Origin of the sequence: Listeria farberi, assembly GCF_014229245.1 — a bacterium.
GTDB lineage: Bacteria > Bacillota > Bacilli > Lactobacillales > Listeriaceae > Listeria > Listeria farberi.
This window is the reverse complement of sequence record NZ_JAARZJ010000005.1, coordinates 79,405-100,012: the sequence shown is the minus strand read 5'-3', so window position 1 is coordinate 100,012 and position 20,608 is coordinate 79,405. Positions and strand designations below refer to the sequence as shown.

The 20,608-nt window shown below is 37.6% G+C and carries 17 protein-coding genes; 1 reads left to right on the top strand and 16 read right to left on the bottom strand.

What is annotated here, in order from left to right; translation table 11 throughout:
- Nucleotides 1-3: 3 nt before the first annotated feature.
- A complete protein-coding gene (locus HCB45_RS06020) occupies nt 4-744 on the bottom strand; it encodes a GntR family transcriptional regulator (RefSeq protein WP_185319601.1) in 741 nt (246 codons plus the stop codon).
- A gap of 243 nt (nt 745-987) precedes the next feature.
- On the opposite strand from HCB45_RS06020, the gene HCB45_RS06015 reads away from it, so the two are divergent.
- Nucleotides 988-1,809: a C39 family peptidase gene (locus HCB45_RS06015; RefSeq protein WP_185319602.1), complete on the top strand. Its 822-nt coding sequence runs from the start codon at nt 988-990 to the stop codon at nt 1,807-1,809.
- 46 nt (nt 1,810-1,855) lie between these two features.
- Here HCB45_RS06015 and HCB45_RS06010 read toward each other — a convergent pair whose 3' ends face one another.
- From HCB45_RS06010 to HCB45_RS05940, 15 genes are all read right to left on the bottom strand, one after another.
- The gene (locus tag HCB45_RS06010) at nt 1,856-3,289 is read right to left on the bottom strand and encodes a 6-phospho-beta-glucosidase (RefSeq protein ID WP_185319603.1); all 1,434 of its coding nucleotides are present in this window, start codon (nt 3,287-3,289) and stop codon (nt 1,856-1,858) included.
- A gap of 163 nt (nt 3,290-3,452) precedes the next feature.
- Nucleotides 3,453-3,785 carry a cytochrome aa3 quinol oxidase subunit IV gene (gene qoxD / locus HCB45_RS06005; protein WP_185619232.1) on the bottom strand — a complete coding sequence of 111 codons (333 nt, stop codon included), beginning with the start codon at nt 3,783-3,785 and terminating at the stop codon, nt 3,453-3,455.
- Nucleotide 3,786: 1 nt separating this feature from the next.
- Nucleotides 3,787-4,398, bottom strand: coding sequence for a cytochrome aa3 quinol oxidase subunit III (gene qoxC, locus HCB45_RS06000; protein ID WP_185619230.1), 612 nt, complete (start codon nt 4,396-4,398; stop codon nt 3,787-3,789).
- Nucleotides 4,386-6,365 (bottom strand): cytochrome aa3 quinol oxidase subunit I, encoded by a 1,980-nt coding sequence (qoxB, locus tag HCB45_RS05995; protein ID WP_185319606.1) that lies wholly within the window; start codon nt 6,363-6,365, stop codon nt 4,386-4,388. The genes qoxC and qoxB overlap by 13 nt, the downstream gene beginning before the upstream one ends.
- A 16-nt stretch (nt 6,366-6,381) precedes the next feature.
- Nucleotides 6,382-7,488: a cytochrome aa3 quinol oxidase subunit II gene (qoxA, locus tag HCB45_RS05990; RefSeq protein WP_185619228.1), complete on the bottom strand. Its 1,107-nt coding sequence runs from the start codon at nt 7,486-7,488 to the stop codon at nt 6,382-6,384.
- A gap of 343 nt (nt 7,489-7,831) precedes the next feature.
- Complete coding sequence (locus tag HCB45_RS05985) at nt 7,832-8,911, bottom strand: phosphomevalonate kinase (RefSeq protein ID WP_185319608.1); 1,080 nt, start codon at nt 8,909-8,911, stop codon at nt 7,832-7,834.
- Entirely contained in the window at nt 8,892-9,863 is a 972-nt protein-coding gene (gene mvaD, locus HCB45_RS05980) for a diphosphomevalonate decarboxylase (RefSeq protein WP_185619226.1), read from the bottom strand. The genes HCB45_RS05985 and mvaD overlap by 20 nt, the downstream gene beginning before the upstream one ends.
- Nucleotides 9,820-10,788, bottom strand: coding sequence for a mevalonate kinase (gene mvk / locus HCB45_RS05975; protein ID WP_185619224.1), 969 nt, complete (start codon nt 10,786-10,788; stop codon nt 9,820-9,822). Before mvk ends, mvaD begins: the two co-directional genes overlap by 44 nt.
- A gap of 141 nt (nt 10,789-10,929) precedes the next feature.
- The gene (speG, locus tag HCB45_RS05970) at nt 10,930-11,448 is read right to left on the bottom strand and encodes a spermidine N1-acetyltransferase (protein ID WP_185319611.1); all 519 of its coding nucleotides are present in this window, start codon (nt 11,446-11,448) and stop codon (nt 10,930-10,932) included.
- A gap of 15 nt (nt 11,449-11,463) precedes the next feature.
- The gene (cls, locus tag HCB45_RS05965; protein ID WP_185619222.1) at nt 11,464-12,978 is read right to left on the bottom strand and encodes a cardiolipin synthase; all 1,515 of its coding nucleotides are present in this window, start codon (nt 12,976-12,978) and stop codon (nt 11,464-11,466) included.
- A gap of 133 nt (nt 12,979-13,111) precedes the next feature.
- Complete coding sequence (gene gyrA, locus HCB45_RS05960) at nt 13,112-15,640, bottom strand: DNA gyrase subunit A (protein WP_185319613.1); 2,529 nt, start codon at nt 15,638-15,640, stop codon at nt 13,112-13,114.
- Nucleotides 15,641-15,734: 94 nt separating this feature from the next.
- Entirely contained in the window at nt 15,735-17,675 is a 1,941-nt protein-coding gene (gyrB, locus tag HCB45_RS05955) for a DNA topoisomerase (ATP-hydrolyzing) subunit B (protein WP_185319614.1), read from the bottom strand.
- Between the two features lie 48 nt (nt 17,676-17,723).
- Nucleotides 17,724-18,836, bottom strand: coding sequence for a DNA replication/repair protein RecF (gene recF, locus HCB45_RS05950; RefSeq protein ID WP_185619220.1), 1,113 nt, complete (start codon nt 18,834-18,836; stop codon nt 17,724-17,726).
- 6 nt (nt 18,837-18,842) lie between these two features.
- On the bottom strand, nt 18,843-19,061 hold the full coding sequence (gene yaaA, locus HCB45_RS05945; protein ID WP_185319616.1) for a S4 domain-containing protein YaaA: 219 nt from the start codon (nt 19,059-19,061) through the stop codon (nt 18,843-18,845).
- Between the two features lie 179 nt (nt 19,062-19,240).
- Nucleotides 19,241-20,584: an MATE family efflux transporter gene (locus HCB45_RS05940; protein ID WP_185319617.1), complete on the bottom strand. Its 1,344-nt coding sequence runs from the start codon at nt 20,582-20,584 to the stop codon at nt 19,241-19,243.
- Nucleotides 20,585-20,608 lie beyond the last annotated feature (24 nt).

Below are 20,608 nucleotides of genomic sequence, written 5' to 3'. Positions count from 1 at the left end.
CTTCTATTGTTTTTTCTTTTCAATTTCAATAGAGTAAAAATTATGCCGTAAGTAGCTTTCAATATATTCATAAGGTTGTCCCTCTGGCACATAAGTTATTCTTTCAATGTGATAAAGTGGTAATTCGGAGTCAATTTCGAGTAATTTGAAATTATTTTTGTCTTTTACGGGAAATTCGACTTGAATTCTCTCTTTCATCGCTTCATGCAGTATATTAATACCATAAAGCTCTTTAATAACTTCAGATAAAGAATTAAACCTCTCAAGATTCGTTAAGTCTACGTTGATTAAATTGGATTTTGCCATATAGTTGTTTTGTACTGTCCAAGGTACATCATCAATAAGACGGATTCGTTGAAAATGAACAATCATATTTTCAGGGGAGATTTGCAATTTTTTAGCAATTCGGGCATCCTGAATTTCATTTATTGCAACTACTTTTGTATGTTCGTTAGTAATTTTTGTTTTACGATTGAATCTTCCGTTTGGCACTGTCGTATATTCATTAAAAATAACTTCTTCGTTAATAATAGACTTACTCACGTATGTGCCTTTTCCTTGGTAACGAGCTAAAATCCCGGCTCTTACTAATTCATGTAAAGCGCGAACCACCGTTGTATTACTAACATTGTATTTCTTTTTTAGTTCATCTTCTGAATAAATTTTTTCTCCTGGCTTAAAAGTTCCGTCATTAATTAATCGCTTAATATCATTGATTATAATTGCGTATTTTGGTTCTGCCATAACAAATTCCCCCTAAAGCATCCCGCGCGTTAACACGTTAAGTTTTAGGTTAATGGTACCATGATAATTTTTTGATTGCAAACAAGAATTTACTTGCTATCACTGAACTTTTTATTAATAACCGGTTAACACGTTAAGTTCATTTTTATAGTACCACGGTCATTACATATATGCAAGCGTTTTCTTTTTTTATTTTTTCTAAAACAGGGTATACATAAGTAATCTGTATCAAAGGGGGATATAATGGGGACTTTTTTTAGTAAATGGGGGAAATGGATACTTGTTCTTGGTTTGGTATTCAGTGTATTTAGTGTTTCTACAGCTGGTCAGGCGGCGGCAAAGGAGACTGTGATTAATAAGCAAATGGTAACAACTGCAAGCCTTAATGTTCGTTCGACTAATGCGACTTCTGGGAAAGTTATTGGCTGGCTAAAGAATAATACAAAATTCAAAGCAATCGCAAAAACATCTAACAACTGGTATCGATTTAGTTTTAAAGGGAAAAACGGCTATGTATCTGGGAAATACGTAAAAGCTGCCACTGGAGCACCAGCTAAAACGCCAACCACATCAAAAATTGTGCAAATGAACGTACCTTTAATCGTTCAGCGCCCACAATTACCAACTGGCTGCGAAATCACAAATATTGCGATGATGCTACGCTATGCTGGGAAAAATGTCGATAAAGTCAAACTTGCTAAAGAAATGAAACGTCATAAATCCAACCCAAACTATGGTTTTGTTGGGAATCCTTTTTCTAAGAGTGGCTGGACGATTTATCCTCCTGCTTTAGTGAATCAAGTAAAAAAATATACTGGTTCAGCAAAAAATATGACCGGAACGAATTTGTCTGGTATTAAAAATCAGCTGAATAAAAAACGTCCGGTTGTAGCTTGGGTTAGTAATTTTCATGGTTTTTCCGTTCACGCAATCACTATTACCGGTTATGATAAAAACAATTTTTACTATAATGACAGCTGGTCTGGTCAAAAAAATGCGCGAATTTCGCAAAGTTATTTTAATACTTGTTGGAGCAAACAAGCTAAACGTGCGATTTCATATTAAAATAAAACCCCCACTTTCGATGATGAAAGTGGGGGTTTCTGATATATTAGTCGATATCTTTACCATTTGTTTCAATTACTTTTTTGTACCAGTCGAATGATTTTTTCTTCGAGCGGTTTAATGTTCCGTTGCCTTTGTTGTCGCGGTCAACGTAGATGAAGCCATAACGTTTTTTCATTTCGCCAGAGCCAGCGCTGACAAGGTCGATGCAGCCCCACGGTGTGTAACCAAGAAGTTCCACGCCGTCCTCGATTGCTTCGCCCATTTCGCGAACATGTTCACGCATATAGTCAATTCTGTAATCATCAGTGATTGAGCCGTCTTCTTCCACAGTATCCACTGCACCTAAGCCATTTTCAACGATGAAAAGTGGTTTTTGGTAGCGGTCATAAATAGTATTCATCGTAATACGTAGACCTAACGGATCAATTTGCCAACCCCACTCGCTTGCTTTTAGGTATGGGTTTTTTAGTGTTGCGAAAACATTGCCTTCTGTTTCTTTGTTTTTCTCTGGATCTGCGCTTGTTAGACGAGAAGAATAGTAGCTGAATGCGACATAATCAACTGTGTGCTCGCGTAATGCGTCTAAGTCGCCATCTTCCATTTTGATGTTAATATTGTGTTCTTTGAAGAAACGTTTAGTGTAGCTTGGATAGTAACCACGTGCTTGAACATCAATGAAGAAATAACCCTCACGATCCGCCTCGATAGATTTCCAGACATCTTTTGGATTACAAGTCATTGGGTATGTGTTACCCGCTGCAAGCATACAACCGATTTGGTTTTCTGGGTTGATTTCATGGCCAAGTTTTGTTGCAAGAGCAGATGCAACTAATTGGTGATGAGCCGCTTGATATTTAACTTCTTCTGGATTCTCTTCGTTAGTAACATCTAACCCCCCGCCAATGTATGGAAGATGAAGAATCATGTTAATTTCATTAAATGTCATCCAATATTTTACTTTATCTTTATAACGTGTGAAAATAGCTTCACAGAAATTTAAATAAAAATCAATACATTTACGATTTTTCCAACCACCATATTTTTTGAAAACTTCTAAGGGTGTATCAAAATGGTTGATTGTAACAACTGGTTCGATGCCATATTTGTGACATTCATCGAAAACTTTGTCATAAAATGCTAATCCTTTTTCATTTGGTGTCGTTTCATCACCATTTGGGAAAATACGTGGCCAGCTGATAGACATACGGAAACATTTGAATCCCATTTCTGCCATTAATTTAATGTCTTCTTTATAACGATGATAAAAATCGATTGATTCGTGACTTGGATAAAAACCATAATCAGTAGCAAGCGCTTTCGAAGGATTGAATAAAGCTTCCCAACGTCCATCCTCTACTGTTGGAAGGATATCAACAAGTGAAAGTCCTTTACCGTCTTCAAGATAAGCTCCTTCACATTGGTTGGCAGCAACTGCTCCGCCCCATAAAAAGTCTTTAGGAAATTTTGATTCTGTCATTTTGTGTATCTCCTCTCACAAATATAATTTACTTCTTTACTATAGAACATGTAATGCATTACAGAGCAAGCAATAATTTGAAATTTTTTTTAAAGAGCCCCTAAACCCTTTAAAAATGAAAAAAACTGGCACAGAAAATGAATTCCATACCAGTTTTAAAAAACTATAACAAGTGATTCATATGGCCAATTTCCATTACCCAATAAGAACCAATAACTACGATAATCGCAATAAGAGCTGCGAATAAAATATTACCAATTTGAATTTTGCCATCGCGGCCTTCTGTCATGTGCATGAACATCAGAAGCTGTAGGGCTGCCTGAATGAACGCAAAGATGAAAATAATAACTACCTTAACATTTGTTGTTAGCGTTGAATAAAGAGCCACCCAGACTGCTAGAAGCGTTAAAATAACAGATAGCGCAAAGCCAATAATATGTTTCCAAGGAATGCCATCTTCAGCATGTGCTGCATTTGGTTTATTATTTTGTGTCATATTAGTTCACCATCCCTAGCAAATAGACACCGGTGAAAATGAAAATCCACACAACATCAAGGAAATGCCAGTATAAACTGGAAATAAATACTTTTGATGCTGTTTTTGGCGTCAAACCATGCATTTTAATTTGAATTAAAATAAAACTAATCCAGAAAATCCCGATTGTTACGTGAAGTCCATGTGTCCCAAGCAGAACGAAGAATGCCGACCAATAAGAACCAACTTGCATCGTAACACCCTCTGTCACATAGTGCGCAAATTCATACAGCTCAAAACCAACAAATCCAGCACCAAGAATCAATGTGATAATCGAGTAAATCGTCAACATTTTCACATTACCTTTACGCATCTCACCAATTGCTAGACCACACGTAAAACTACTTGTTAAAAGTAAAAACGTCATTATTAAGACAAGCCAAAGCTCAAACATTTCTGCTGGTGGATGACCCGCATTTGAGCCAGCCTTCCTCATAACAAAGTATGTCGCAAACAACGTCGCAAACAGCGCGATTTCGGCGCCAAGGAAAATCCAGAAACCAAGAATATTTAATCGACCTTGTTCAGACCTATATTCAATTGGTAGATTTTTATTTGTTTCTACAGATTCCATGGGTTCCCCTCCTTCACACCAGTCGCAAGTTCGCGCGCATTATGTTCTTCTGTTTCTTTAATTTCATCCACTTCAACATGGTAGCCATCATTATTTTGGAACGAACGATAAACCATACATCCTAAAATACCAATAAGCCCAATAATTCCTAACCAATACCAGTAAAAGACTAAACCGAAACCTGCAATGAAGAAGAAGACAGACATTACAAACCCGACCATTGTATTGCTTGGCATATGGATTGGTTTATAATTTTTATCATTTACATATGGATTACCATTTTGTTTTCTATTCCAGAAATCATCCAAGTCATTCCATTCTGGTAAAACAGCAAAGTTATATTTTGGAGGAACTGCAGAACTTGTAGCCCACTCAAGCGTACGAGCATCCCACGGATCACCAGTAACTTCACGTTTAGAATTTTTGTGGCTGTAGTAAATGTTGTAGCAAAGAACTAAGAATGCTACACCCATCAAGAATCCACCCACTGTGGAAATAAAGTTAAGCGTTGTCCAACCATCGCCTTGTACGTATGTGTAAATACGACGAGGCATACCATCTAGTCCTAAGAAATATTGTGGGAAGAAACAAACGTTAAACCCAACAACAAAAATCCAGAAAAACCATTTACCAATTTTTTCATTCAGTCTGTAACCGACCATTTTTGGATACCAGTATGTAAGCCCGGCAAAGCAGGAGAACACGGTTCCAGCAATTAATACGTAATGGAAATGGGATACTAAGAAATACGTATTGTGATATTGATAATCGGCCGCAGCCATCGCAAGCATAACACCAGTTACCCCACCAACAACAAAGTTAGGGATAAAGGCAAGCGACCAAAGCATTGGCGTTGTGAAGGTTATTCGCCCTTTGTACATCGTAAAGAGCCAGTTGAATATTTTAATCCCCGTCGGAATCGCAATCATCATCGTTGTAATAGAGAAGAAGGAGTTAACAAGCGCTCCTGAACCCATTGTAAAGAAATGATGGACCCAAACTAGGAAACTTAGTAAAGAAATAACTACCATCGCAGCAACCATTGCCGGATAACCGAATAATTTTTTCCTGGAGAACGTAGAGATAATTTCTGAGAAAATACCGAAAGCTGGCAAAATAACAATATAAACTTCCGGATGTCCCCAAACCCAGAACAAGTTGGCCCACATCATTGGGAGCCCGCCATTCGTGAGCGTGAAGAATGCTGTCCCAAACAATCGGTCAAATGACATTAGTGCAAGCGCTATTGTTAAAACTGGGAAAGCGAAAATAATAATCAAACTTGTAATTAATGAAGACCAAGTAAACATTGGCATTTTCATCAAAGTCATACCTTTTGTACGCATTCGTAAAATCGTGACGAAAAAGTTAATCCCCGTCATCAGCGTACCAATACCAGCGATTTGAACACCTAGAAGATAGAAGTTAATTCCATATCCAGCGCTAAAATCTGTCGCAAGTGGCGCATAGTTTGTCCAACCAGCATCTGGCGAACCACCAATTACGAATGATAAGTTAAATAGCATCGCTCCCATAAAGAACGTCCAAAAACTCAAGTTATTTAAAAATGGAAATGCTACATCGCGCGCACCAATTTGAAGTGGTACTGCAATGTTCATCAATCCGATAATAAACGGCATCGCCATAAATAAAATCATAATCGTTCCATGTGTAGAAAATACTTCATTGTAATGCTGTGCGTCTAAAAATTTCATGTCCGGTAAAGCGAGCTGGGTACGCATCATTAGCGCATCCACACCACCACGGAAAAACATTAAGACAGCAGCAAGCAAGTACATAATACCAATTTTTTTATGATCAACGGAAGAAATCCACTCTTTCATGAGCCACTTCCATTTTTTTGTATAAGTTAGTAACGCAACAACACCAATACTTACCAGTACGATAGATATCTGTGCACCTAAAATCATTGGGTCGCCAGTTACGATAAACTCATTCCATTTCATGTCTTATGTCCCCCCTTTAGTTCCCTGCGTCATCCGATTCTTTTTTATTAAATTCATTTGTTTGAATATCTTCTTCCATTTTCTTCATTTCGTCTTCGCGGTGTTTGTCCTCATGGTAACCTTCGCCGTTTTTAATAATTTGTGGCTTCATATCATGTCGCTCAAATTGTGGATTAGTTACTGTAACAGGACGAACTGGAAGCATAGGTTCATCAGAAATGGTTGATTTTGTGTTTGGATTATGTGGATTTGTCATCTCATAACCAAAACGTTTGTAGGCATAGAAAACATACTCTGGATCAGCTGCTACATCAACAAATGCTAAATGCGTACCAGAATAAGTTTTTTTCTTAGAGCTTCCAGGAATTAAAAGACGATCATATATGTCTTGTGTAATAACTGGTGAGCTTGCTTTCGTTTCTTTTGCCCATTTTTTAAAATCTTTTTCAGATTGAGCTATTACATCAAAGCGTTGATCCGCAAAACCTTCACCGTTGAAGTTTGCGTTACGACCTTTATACGTACCAACTTCATCTGCTTGTAAATACAAACTCATTGTCATTCCTGACATCGCGTATTTTTGTCCACCTAATTGTGGTACCCAAAAACTTGTCATCGTATCTGCAGAAGTTAATTTGAATAATACAGGACGGTCTGTTGGAATGTTTACATAGTTCACTGTTTCAATTGACTCATCTGGATAACTAAAAATCCATTTCCAGTCTGCACTTGTCGCATAAATAACAATTGGATCTTTATGCGAAGTCACTTTAGGCGCTTCTTCTCCTGCATAAATTGTTTTTACAGTTGGAATAGCTAGAGCAATAACGATAGCAACTGGAATCAATGTCCAAAAAATTTCTAGTTTTTTACTACCATGCATATCTGGCTCATAGTTTGAAATGTCTTTCCGTTCGCGGTATTTAACCAACATAATTGTAAATAATACAAAAATCGTCAAAACAATAACCAGCATAAATATAATCGAATAAATTATTAAGTCCGACTGACCTTTAGCAACTGGCCCTTTTGGATTAAGTACCGTCAAGTCACCACAACCACTTATAAGGCCGGTAACCCCAAGTAGTGCCGTAAGCAGCAAAGATTTAAGTACCTTTGACACCCGAATCCCCTCTTTTCCTTTTGATGTTTTCTAATGTGTATTTTTGCGCAAAAATACCATTACCGGAGTGCTGAAAGAAGCTTGTTAAAACTCCTATGTAATTGAAAAAATGCTTTTTCTATGTGATTCTTTTAAAAAGCTCACAAACTTTTTCTGAATTGATTAGCATTTTCAGAATCACTATGTTCATACTCTAACTCATTATATCTGATTTAATACCTTAGTTCAAAAACCTGATATATTAAATATTTCACAAACTTTTATTCTGTTCACTATTCCCTTGATTGTGAAATTTAAAACAAAAAAAGCAACAAACAATTTATCTTAGTTTGTTGCTTAAATTTTATTCAGTAATTTGTACTCTCCCCGTATGGAAAGGTAAATGCTTAATACCAAGTTTTTCCCACTCATTTACGAGTTTTTCGGCTAGTTCTTTCGTTTTCGAGAAAGCTATTCCGCAGTCGCCGCCACCAGAGCCAGATGATTTTCCTGCACCACCCATGTTTTCGGCTGAGTCCGCTAGTTCTTTTAATAAGCTGGTTTCAATATTTACGCCAGCTTTTGTTCCGAGTTCTTGGAGAATGCGACGATTTTCTTTAATAGATGAATAAAGCAATTCCTCATCTTTCGTATGGAAAGCTTGAATTATTTGCTTCATAATCTCATTATTTCTAGTTAAAAAATGTTGATAATTCTTGCTATCTTCTTGCTTAAATGCATGAATTTGCGAAACTAGTTTTCCGGTACTTACAGGTGTGCCCGTCCAACCTACAGAAAAAGTCGGTACTGGTTCTTCTAATGTTTCGATTTGAAGCATTGGCCACGGTTCTTTCATAAACCATTCGAGCGATTTATAAGCTAAACGATGCTTCACCCACTCCTGATCAAACGTGGTATAAGCAATCCAGCCACCATACATACAAGAAGCAATATCACCACAAGAACCATTACCTTGCACAACTAAATGTGAAAGGGCAGCTAGTTTGAATTTTTTAAGCATTGATATTTCTGGATAAAATTTCGTCATTAGCGCGTTGATTACAGCAACTGTTGCCGCTGCGCTTGAACCTAGTCCATATTTTGCGCCAGAATGGTCGATTAACTCTGTTTCAATAACCATTTTCACAGGAGTTAGCTCGATTCCTTCTGATTTTAGAAAAGTTGTCGCGATATTAATTGCTTCAGCTGTAAAAGTCCAATGTTCCCCATCAGGTTTAAGTTCGCCACCAACTGGCCATGAAACTGGATTTTCATAGTGTGGAATCCATAATTCATTGCGTTCACTATCTTCAAGTGTCAGCGTTATATAACGGTTAACTGCGGTTAGAATGGCTGTATGACCAGATTCTACAACCGCATATTCACCAGCAACATATAATTTTCCGGGTATTTTAACCTGTAGTTTATTTTTCATCTGATACAACACTCGCTTCCTTACCAGCGTGGCAAATTAGAACGTTTTTAGCCAAACCTGACAACTTCTCTGCTACAATATTTTCATTTGCACGCTCACAAATAACTTTAACATTTGGTCCAGCATCCATTGTAAAATAGGCCGGTATGCCATTTTCGCGTAATTCTCTAACAGCATCCATTATTTCTAGCGACAGAGGTTGAAAATAAGTGAAAGGAGGCTCTGCACCAAGCGTTGTCGCATGCATTTTCATTCCATTTCGTTCTGTAATTTCACCAACTTTGATGAAATCTTCATCTAAAATAGCTTGTTTCATTTCTTCCAAGTCTGTTTCAGCAGCAGAAACCCATTTTTCGAAAAACGGGGATGTTTCAACAGTTAGGCGCATTCCATCCCGACTGGAAACTTTCTTTTCTTTGTCAGAAACAACTGCGACTACAAGCGACATTTTGTCACATAGTTTATTCGTAAATGGAACGGCAAAAGAATCACTACCGTCAGCAAGCTCTCCTTTTTCCCAAATAACAAAATCGCCGAATACGGAACGAGAAGCAGAACCAGAACCGAAACGAGCCAGCCTGGAAATATATTCTTTTGAGTCTTTCCTACCAGCTGCACTAGATCCTGCAAGCGCAAGAGCTGCAAACGCAGAAGCTGATGAAGCAAGTCCTGCCGCGGTGGGGACGTGATTTTCGGAAGTGATTTTTGCTTTTGCTGAAATACCGAATTCTTCACGCATTTTATCTATAAAACGAGCTACTTTTGTATCCGTTTTTTGTTCATTATTTAAAATAAATGTATCTTGGGCTAAGTTTTCATCCCATTCTACCGTTGTTTTTGTATAAAATTTATCTACCGTGAAGGATAAACTACTGTTTGCAGGTAGAATCAAGTGTTCATCGCGTTTTCCCCAGTATTTAATTAGCGCCACATTCGTGTGTGCGATGGCTGTCGCTCTCATAGCTACCTTCTCCAATCGTAAAAATCCATTCTTGTGCAGCTCCAGCATTATGAAGCGCCTTCGTTATTTGTTCAGCGATTTCTTGATTTTTTGCTACAGCGATAATACATCCGCCTCTACCGCCACCTGTAAGTTTCGCCCCGTCTGCACCACTACTTCTAGCTACTTTAATTAATTTCTCTAAACTGCTGTCACTAACTGTCAAAGTTTCCAAATAAGATTGAGCTTTATTCATTGCAGCACCTATTTTCATAGTATCTGCATCGCCTTCTAAATGAGTCTTTATTTCCCGGGAAATATCGCCAAGATGGTGAATTATTTTCCCAATCTGCGCTTGATTTTCTTTATATAAAATTTGAACATCCTTTACCGCATCTCTAGTTTCACTTGGAACTCCAGTATCTGCTACTACGAATGTTATTTTTTGGGGAAAGTGCATAATTTCTAGTTTTCGATCTCGCTCATACCAGACGGGCTTTTCACTCACGACTGTAATCGCATCAACTCCACTAGCATTTCCATGGGCAATTTTTTCTGCTGCATTTACAATAGCTAATAATTTTTTCGGGTCTAATTCTTGCTTAAAATATTTATATAACCCGCGAGCAATACTCGTTGCTACAGCGGCACTTGAACCTAAACCTCGGCCAATTGGAACGCCTGAAGTTACATGAATAGATACACATTCACCTTTACCAATTTCGTTTAAAACATCTACTACTAATGCTTTGATTCCTGCTAAGAAATCAGGCATATTGTCTAAATCACCTGTAAAAAATGCCGAAGAAAATTTGGTTTTTGTAGAAGTTTCTACATTTGTCGTTACTATTGCTTGTGTAAATGGGACTGAAATCGCCGGTTCTCCGTATACAACTGCATGTTCTCCGCATAATATCATTTTAGCTGTCCCAATGCCTGTAGCCAATGCACGCCAATCCTTTCTCCATCAAAATAATACAAACTTTAATACTTCATGATACCATAATTTTTTCACTAAAACCTTATTATAGAACTTTTTTTGACCCAAAACAATGACTGGCGCAACTTTTCCCACGCCAATCACCTTTTAAATATCCATTTCTTGATATTGATGTTGGAAAATACACATCCGAATTGCATCGTGGTATGTTCCATCAACAAAAAATTCATCAATTAGCTCGCCTTCACGAATAAAACCAACTTTTTCATAGACATGAATTGCTTTTTCGTTTACTTTATCGACGACTAAATATAGTTTATGCAGATTTAGTACGTGAAAAGCGTATTTCATCGCGAGTTTTGTGGCAGAAACAGCGTAACCATGTCCCTGAAACTTAGGATCAATAATAATTTGAAATTCCGCTCTTCGGTGAATATAATCAATTTCCATTATCTCAACTAATCCAACCATTTGACCATCTAATTCTAAAATAAAACGGCGCTCTGATTGGTCGTGAATGTGCTTATCATATAGCTCCTGAAGCTCCACAAACGCCTCATATGGCTCTTCAAACCAATAAGACATTATTTTCGCGTCATTATTTAACCGGTGAACAAATTTTAAATCTTCTCGTTCAAGCGGTCTAAGTTTTAAATCTCCACTCATTTTTCCACTCCTAAATTATAAAATTGGTGATAGTAAACTGGATAGAACTTCTTTTATACGAGTCAATAAAGGTTTATTTTCCATATCTTTCATCGTAAATAGTCGGCTATCTTCAAAATCTTTCTCAAAATCTCGTTTTAAATGATGCATAGCCTCGCTTTCATCATATAAGAATACCATTAATTCATGATTCAATCTAAAACTACGCACGTCAAAATTGGCAGTCCCAATAGCTGCACGTGTCCCATCCACTAACATAGCCTTCGCATGAACAAAAGAATCATCAGCATAAGCATACATTTTCGCGCCTGCTTCAATCATTGTTTTTACGTAAGCATTACTTCCGTGAAATGAAATCCCGCGATCTCCTTTACCAGGAATAATTACTCGCACGTCAACACCACTCATCGCAACCCGGCGAATAACCGCAAGCGACTCCTCATCTGGAACAAAATAAGGCGATACAATCCAAACTGATTCTTTAGCGGAATCAATCAAATCAAGCATCGAATCACGAACCCATTTTTCTTTATCATATGGTCCACCGTAGATAACTTGAGCCCATTCATCACCCACATCATCAGGTGAAAAGTACTGTTTTAAACCAGTTTCGCTAATAAACTCATCAGCAGCACCAGCCTTATTTTCCATGTAAACCCAATCATTTAGAAAAGATTCTTGTAGTTCGATAACAGCTTGTCCTGTTATTTTAATATGTGTATCACGCCACACACGAAAATCGGGCGTATTAGAACGATATTCTTCCCCAATATTTAGCCCACCTGTAAAACCAATTTGGCCATCAATCACTACAATTTTACGGTGATTTCTTAAATTGACAGTTCTTACAATCCACGGTGAAGCAATTGGATCAAACGCGTGAATACTAACTCCAGCTTCTTTTAGAGGAGCTAGAAATGCTTTATGAAGTTTACTTGAACCTAGTCCATCAAACATAAATCTAACTTCCACACCAGATTTCGCCTTTTCCACCAAAATATCACGAATCTCGGTAGAAATCGCATCTGTTTTAAAAATGTAATATTGAATATGGATGTGGTTTTCTGCTTTTCTCAGCGCGTCTAAGAGCACTGGAAAAGTTTCTTCACCATTTGTTAGTATTTCAATTTTATTTCCTTTAATTGGCTCTATGGATGTTAAATGCGCAATTCTTTTAGATAGCTGTGGTAACTTTTCATTGGTGTTATTTGGAATTGCATGAATCGCATTAATTAGTTTAGCTTTTTCCATTACTTGAGCTGTGCTGAATTTTCTCGTTGCTGGATTTCTACCAAACACAAGGTAACTAATAGTTCCGAGTACAGGTAAAAAGAAAATAACCGCAATCCAGGCGACTTTTGAGCTAGTATTCCGTTGATCAAACAGTAGTAGTCGAATTGCAATAATAACCCCGCATAATTGGATAATCCCGCTTGTTGCTATAAATAATATAGCTGCTTGATTGATTAAAACATATTCCACTAAAAATAAAACTACTGCTATAAACAGAAATTGAAACAGTTTGCGCATTTTTTTCAACTCTTCCCTTTTTTAGACGTATTAAGGATATTATACATAAAATATAATCAAAAAGCGCTTTTTGCATTAAAAAAAGCTGGAAAATCGTTCTAATTCGTAAATTAGAGTCATTTCCAGCTTTGTTTTATTCTTCTATATCGCTTCCAGGGGTATCTTCAAAACTTTCATCAGGAACTTGTGTGATTAATGTTTCGTCAATTTCTTCCTCAAGCTCTACTTCATCTTCTTCTTTTGGCACTTTTGCAACAGTGGCTACTTTTTCATTCTCATCAAGACGAATGAGTTTAACACCCATTGCACTACGACCAGTTTGAGAAACAGTATCGATTTCAAAACGAATTAATACACCACTCACGGTCATTAGCATTAAGTCCTCTTCACCAGTAACAGTTTTCATTGCTACTAAATTACCATTTTTCTCTGTAATTGTAACAGTTTTAACACCCATACCACCACGATTACGAAGTGGATATTGGGAAGCTGGGGTTTGTTTACCATATCCTTTTTCTGTTACAACGAGTACTTTTTCATTATCTTCAAGTACTTCCATACCAATAACTTCATCATCTTCACGAAGTCTAATACCACGGACACCGGCAGCTGTACGGCCCATTACGCGAATATTTTCTTCTGGGAAGTAGATAGATTGTCCATGTTTCGTTGCGATAATCATGTTTTTAGTACCATCTGTCATTTGAACGGAAATTAGTTCATCGTTTTCGCGAAGTTCTACAGCACGAAGACCACTTTGACGGATTTTCGCAAATTGAGAAAGGGTTGTACGCTTCACAACACCATGTTTAGTAGTGAAGAATAGGTAGCTGTCATCAGTGAATTCGGATAGATTTATCACCGCATTCACTTGTTCTTGGCTTTCGATTCCAAGTAAGTTGATGATTGGGATACCTTTCGCGGTACGACCGTATTCAGGCACTTCATAACCTTTTGAACGATAAACTTTACCCGTATTAGTGAAAAATAGTAATGTATCATGCGTGCTCGTTGCGACAAGGTGTTCTACGAAGTCATCTTCATGTGTAGACATTCCTTGAATACCACGACCACCACGACGTTGACTACGATACGTCGACAGTGGCAAACGTTTAATATAGCCACGTTTAGTTAGCGTAATCGCCACTTCTTCTTCAGGGATTAAGTCTTCATCTTCAAGGCTCACTAAATCACCAGCCAAGATTTCTGTACGACGTTTATCCGCATATTTAACTTTGATTTCTTCTAATTCTTCACGAATAATTTCAAGAATACGTTCATCATCAGCTAAAATAGCTTTTAAATCGTTAATTAATGCCACTAAGTTTTGATATTCTTCTTCAATTTTTTCACGTTCTAAACCTGTTAAACGTTGCAAACGCATGTCTAAAATGGCTTGCGCTTGTTTATCAGAAAGGTTGAACTGTGTCATCAAGCCCTCTTTAGCAACATCGGAAGTTTTTGATCCACGAATTAATTTAATAATCGCGTCAATGTTATCAAGTGCAATTCGTAAACCTTCTAAAATATGAGCGCGTGCTTCTGCTTTACGAAGCTCAAATTCCGTACGGCGTCGAATAACTACTTTTTGATGTTCTAAATAATGATAAAGTATTTCTTTTAAATTAAGTACTTTTGGATGGTTATCGACCAGTGCGAGCATATTAATACCAAAAGTAGTTTGAAGTGCTGTCATTTTGAATAAATTATTCACGATAACACTTGCACTAATATCACGACGAACTTCAATAACAATCCGCATTCCTGAACGGTCAGACTCATCATTTAGGGAAGTGATACCATCGATTTTTTTCTCACGAGCTAATTCAGCAATACGCTCAACTAGGCGCGCTTTATTCACTTGGTAAGGAATTTCGGTAATTACGATGGTTTCTTTACCATTTTTCTTTTCTTCAATATCGACACGACCACGAACAGTAATCGAACCACGGCCACTTTCATAAGCGCGACGGATTCCACTGCGTCCCATGATCATCCCAGCAGTTGGGAAGTCAGGGCCTGGGATATATTCCATTAAATCACGAATAGTAATTTCTGGATCATGACTAAGCGCTAAAACGCCGTCAATTACTTCACCCAGATGATGGGTAGGAATATTCGTAGCCATACCAACCGCAATACCTGACGAACCATTGACAAGTAAGTTAGGAAAACGCGCCGGTAAAATAACTGGCTCACGTTCAGAACCATCATAGTTATCAGCGTAATCAATGGTGTCTTTGTTAATATCACGAAGTAATTCCATCGAAATTTTTGACATACGAGCTTCTGTATAACGCATTGCTGCTGCCATATCACCATCGACCGAACCAAAGTTACCATGTCCATCAACTAGCATATTACGGTAACTAAAATCTTGCGCCATCCGAACCATTGTAAAATAAACCGCTGTATCGCCATGGGGGTGATACTTACCAATAACTTCCCCAACAATACGCGCTGATTTCTTGTACGCTTTATCAGAAGTCATACCTAGGTCATTCATCGCATATAGAATACGACGGTGAACTGGTTTTAATCCGTCACGAACATCTGGTAGGGCGCGGGCAACAATTACACTCATCGCATAGTCTAAGAATGATGTCCGCATTTCTTTATTTAAGTTTATCTCTGTTATTCGTTGATTTGGTGTTTCTGCCATTGTTAGAGAAACCTCCCTTTCAAAAGTAAGGCTGAATCTAGTTCATACCTTTTAAAAACAATTAATAGCCCAAATATTACCCGGGAAATATTTATTAAACATCCAAGTTTTTAACGTATTGCGCGTTGTCTTCAATGAATTTACGACGAGGTTCCACGCGGTCACCCATCAACATTTCAAAAGTTTCATCGGCATCAATAGCGTCTTTGATATTCACTTGAAGTAGTGTACGGTGTTCTGGATTCATGGTTGTATCCCAAAGTTGTTCTGGGTTCATTTCTCCAAGACCTTTATATCGTTGAATGCTGTATTTAGTGTCTCCATCAAGGCTTGCTAGATAATCTTCTAATTGTCCGTCACTATATACGTACTCGATTTGTTTACCATGCTTAATTTGATAAAGCGGTGGTTGTGCAATATAAATATAACCTGCATCAAGCAGAGGACGCATATAACGATAAAATAGCGTAAGAAGTAATGTACGAATATGTGCACCATCAACGTCGGCATCAGTCATAATAATTAATTTGTGGTATCGAGATTTAGAAACATCAAAATCTCCTCCAAAACCGGTACCCATCGCTGTAAAAATAGTTCGAATTTCTTCGTTAGCTAAAATACGGTCTAAACGAGCTTTTTCCACGTTCAAAATTTTACCACGAATTGGCAAAATCGCTTGGAATAAACGGTCACGACCTTGTTTAGCTGAACCACCAGCTGAGTCACCCTCAACAATGTAAAGTTCACTAATTTCAGGGTTCCGTGAAGAACAGTCAGCTAATTTACCAGGTAAACTAGAAATTTCTAAACCACTGCTTTTACGAGCAACTTCACGGGCGCGCTTAGCAGCCAAACGTGCACGAGAAGCCACAACGCCCTTCTCAACGATTTTTTTAGCTACGTCTGGGTTTTCCATCATAAATTTATTTAAAGCCTCAGAAAACAGCTTATCCGTGATAGAACGAGCTTCTGAATTTCCAAGTTTTGTTTTTGTTTGTCCTTCAAACTGTGGATCCGGATGTTTGATGGAAATAATCGCTGTTAAGCCTTCACGTACATCTTCACCAGAAAGGTTGTCATCACTATCTTTAAATACTTTATTACGGCGCGCATAGTCATTAATAACACGTGTTAATGCTGTTTTAAATCCAGATTCATGAGTTCCGCCTTCATACGTGTGGATATTGTTCGCAAATGAAATAATATTGCTTGAGAATCCAGTATTATATTGCATGGAAATCTCAACCATAATGTCATCACGTTCACCTTCCAAATATATTGGTGGCTCATGAATAACATCTTTTGCTTTATTTAAATGCTCCACATAAGAACGAATTCCGCCTTCATAGTGGAAATCTTTACGAACTTTGTGCTCTTCACGTTTATCTTCAATCGAAATTGTTAAACCACGATTCAAGAAAGCAAGTTCGCGTGTACGAGTACGAAGCGTATCAAAATCAAATTCTGTTGTTTCAGTGAAAATTTGCGGATCTGGCGTAAAGTGAACAATAGTTCCACGGTAATCTGTTTCACCTTGTACTTCCATATCCATCACTACATCACCGCGTTCAAAACGTTGGTAATATTTTTGACCTTCACGGTGAACGTATACCTCAAGAGAAGTTGACAGAGCGTTAACTACCGATGCACCAACTCCGTGAAGTCCACCAGATACTTTATATCCGCCGCCGCCAAATTTACCACCAGCATGAAGAACCGTAAAGATTACTTCTACTGTTGGGCGACCAATTTTTTCGTTAATCCCAGTTGGAATTCCGCGTCCATTATCGCGAACAGTAATGCTATTATCAGCTTCAATTGTAATTTCAATTTCTGTACAGAAACCAGCAAGAGCCTCGTCAATTGCATTATCAACAATTTCCCATACAAGGTGATGGAGCCCACGTTGGCTAGTTGAACCAATATACATACCAGGTCTTTTTCTTACAGCTTCTAGACCTTCTAGTACTTGTATTTGATCTTCGTTATAATCTGAAGCATTTTCATGTACATTTGTGATATTTTCTTCTGACATTAATTATTCCACCGCACTTTCTTATTCATCAAATTATATTAACCTAAATTAGGATTTTTTTACTGTACCTTTTTCTACATAAAATGTCGTTGCTTGTTTGAGCGTATTATGATCGATTCCGCTCGTACTTGTGGTTGTTACAAAGGTTTGTACTTTCCCTTCAATAGCCCCGAGCAAATGCGATTGACGGTAATCATCCAGTTCACTAAGTACATCGTCAAGAAGCAGAACCGGATATTCCCCAGTTTCTTCATGAATTAGGTCAATTTCTGCTAATTTTACAGAAAGCGCTGTTGTCCGTTGCTGGCCTTGCGAACCAAAATCTTGTACATTTTGCCCATTAATATAAAACAGAGAATCATCCCGATGTGGCCCGATAAGTGTGACACCACGGTCGATTTCTCTTTGTTTGATTGATTCCATTTTTTGAAGTAAATCCGCTTTCCATGTGTCAGGGTTCTCTCCATTTAACACAACAGAAGCTTTATATTCGATTTTAAGCGTTTCTAATCCTCGTGAAATTTGGTGATGAATCGGCGCTGCATATGCCTCTAATTTTTGAATAAAATCAGCTCGTCTTTTCGTCAAGTTAATAGCGACATCTGCAAATTGCTCTGTTAAAATATCCAGCAACATTGGATCAACTCTGCGTTTCATTTGTAACATCTTCAAATATTGATTTCGTTGCTGTAAAATCCGCTGATACTCACTCAAATTATGCAAATAAATCGGCTGCATCTGCCCAATTTCCATATTTAAAAATCGGCGCCTAACTCCTGGAGCACCTTTCACAAGCGATAAATCTTCTGGGGCAAAAATAACCACGTTTAAATTACCAACATATTGACTTAGTTTCTTTTGTTCCAGATGGTTGACCTTAGCTCGCTTGCCTTTTTGAGTGATAGCAAGCTCTAAAGGCACTGTTTGCCCGCGCTTTACTATTCGTCCTTCCATTTTGGCTTCTTCTTTTTCCCACATAATAAAATCTTTATCATTGGTTGTCCGATGTGATTTTGCAAGAGCAAGCATTAATACAGCTTCCAAAAGGTTGGTTTTACCTTGTGCATTCTCTCCAAGGAAAACATTCACAGACGGGGAAAATTCTAGTTCTAAGTTTTCATAATTACGGAAATTTCTTAAAACAATGCTTTCTAAATGCATCTGCTATTATCCTTGCTCAATTTTTACTTTTCCAACACCAGGAACTAAGATTATATCACCATTACGAAGCTTTTTCCCCCGGCGATTATCTTCTTCTCCGTTGATGTAAATCGTATTTTCACTAAGGTACGCTTTTGCCATTCCTCCAGTTGAAACTACATCAATCATTTGTAAAAGTTGACCAAGCGTTACGAACTCACTATTTATCTTTACTGTTTCAGCCAAAAATTTCACGCCCAATCTTTTTTTATCACTACCTTCTATTTTACTAAAGTTTTGCCAATAATACAAAGAATATTTTCATATATTCGTTTTTCAGCTTTTTTTAGTAAAACTAATGGGGGGATATTATTTATTCAAAAAAAGAAAATATGAGCTTCTGTGGCGTTTTTTATTTTAAATTGCTATTTTCGTCGGATAACTGCTTTTTTTTGCCAGGCTCCTGATTTATATCGCCATACTCCGAGCATCGTCGCAGTAATCCAAGCCACTGGGGTCGCCCACCAAAGCCCAACATAACCAATATAAAGGGATAAAATAAATCCGATAGCAAGCCTAGAAACTAACTCAAAAATCCCCATTGCTAAAGGTACCATCGCATCTCCAGTGCCACGCAGCGTTTCTCTTACAACAAATAAAATCCCTACAACGACGTAAAATAGCGACACTATAAGTAAGTAACTCACACCAATATTAATAACTTCTGTTTCACTTGAATCTACAAATAATAATAAAAACTGACGCGCAAAAAGCTGAACTAAAATTGTAATTCCAATACTGATAGCTGTAACTACTTTAATTCCTGACCAAAAGCCTTCGCGCACACGATCAATTTTTCCAGCACCAATATTCTGACCAGCAAACATGGAGGAAGCCGCTCCGAAAGCGATTCCTGGTTGATATGTAAGTGAATCAATTCGACTCGCCGCCGTGTAAGCCGCCACAACCGATGAACCAAAACCATTAATTAAACTTTGAAGGGCCATATTTCCGATAGAAATAAAGGATCCTTGTAACCCAGAAGGAAGACCAATTCGCACCATTTCTTTAAGTAGTGGGGTGGACAACTTGAATTTTGCACGCTCTATTCGCATAAATGGAACATGACGATAAGCATAGTAAATAACTGCGATTGCTGCTGCAGTTTGAGAAAGCACCGTCGCAATAGCAGCACCACGCACACCCATATCCATATAAACAACAAATAAAAAATCTAATGCAATATTCATTAAAGACGATAAAATTAAAAAAATCAGTGGTGTAATCGAATTTCCTAGTGCTCGAAGTATCGCCGCCATCCCATTATACAAACTCATCGGTAAAATCCCAATAAATAGGGTGGTTAAAAAAATAGTAGAATCATCTAAAATATTAGCTGGTGTTCTAAGTAAAATTAGTAGTGGCTTTGCAAGTAAAACTCCTGCAACGGTTAAAATAATCGCTGAAAAAACCACTGCATAAGTCGCCGTAGCAATAACATCTTTCAAACGATCATAATCTTTAAATCCAAAATACTGCGCAACAACAACGGAAATCCCGCTCATAAGTCCAATAATCAAAGAAATCATAAAAAAATTGACCGAATTTGTCGCACCAACAGCAGCCAGCGCATCCACACTAACAAATTTTCCAACAATAACTGCATCAATCATCGTATAAAATTGTTGAAATAAGTTTCCAATCAACATTGGCATTGCGAATAAAAAAATTAATTTTGTCGGATTACCTGTTGTCATATCTTTCATCATGCTAAGAATTACCTCCATTTGCAT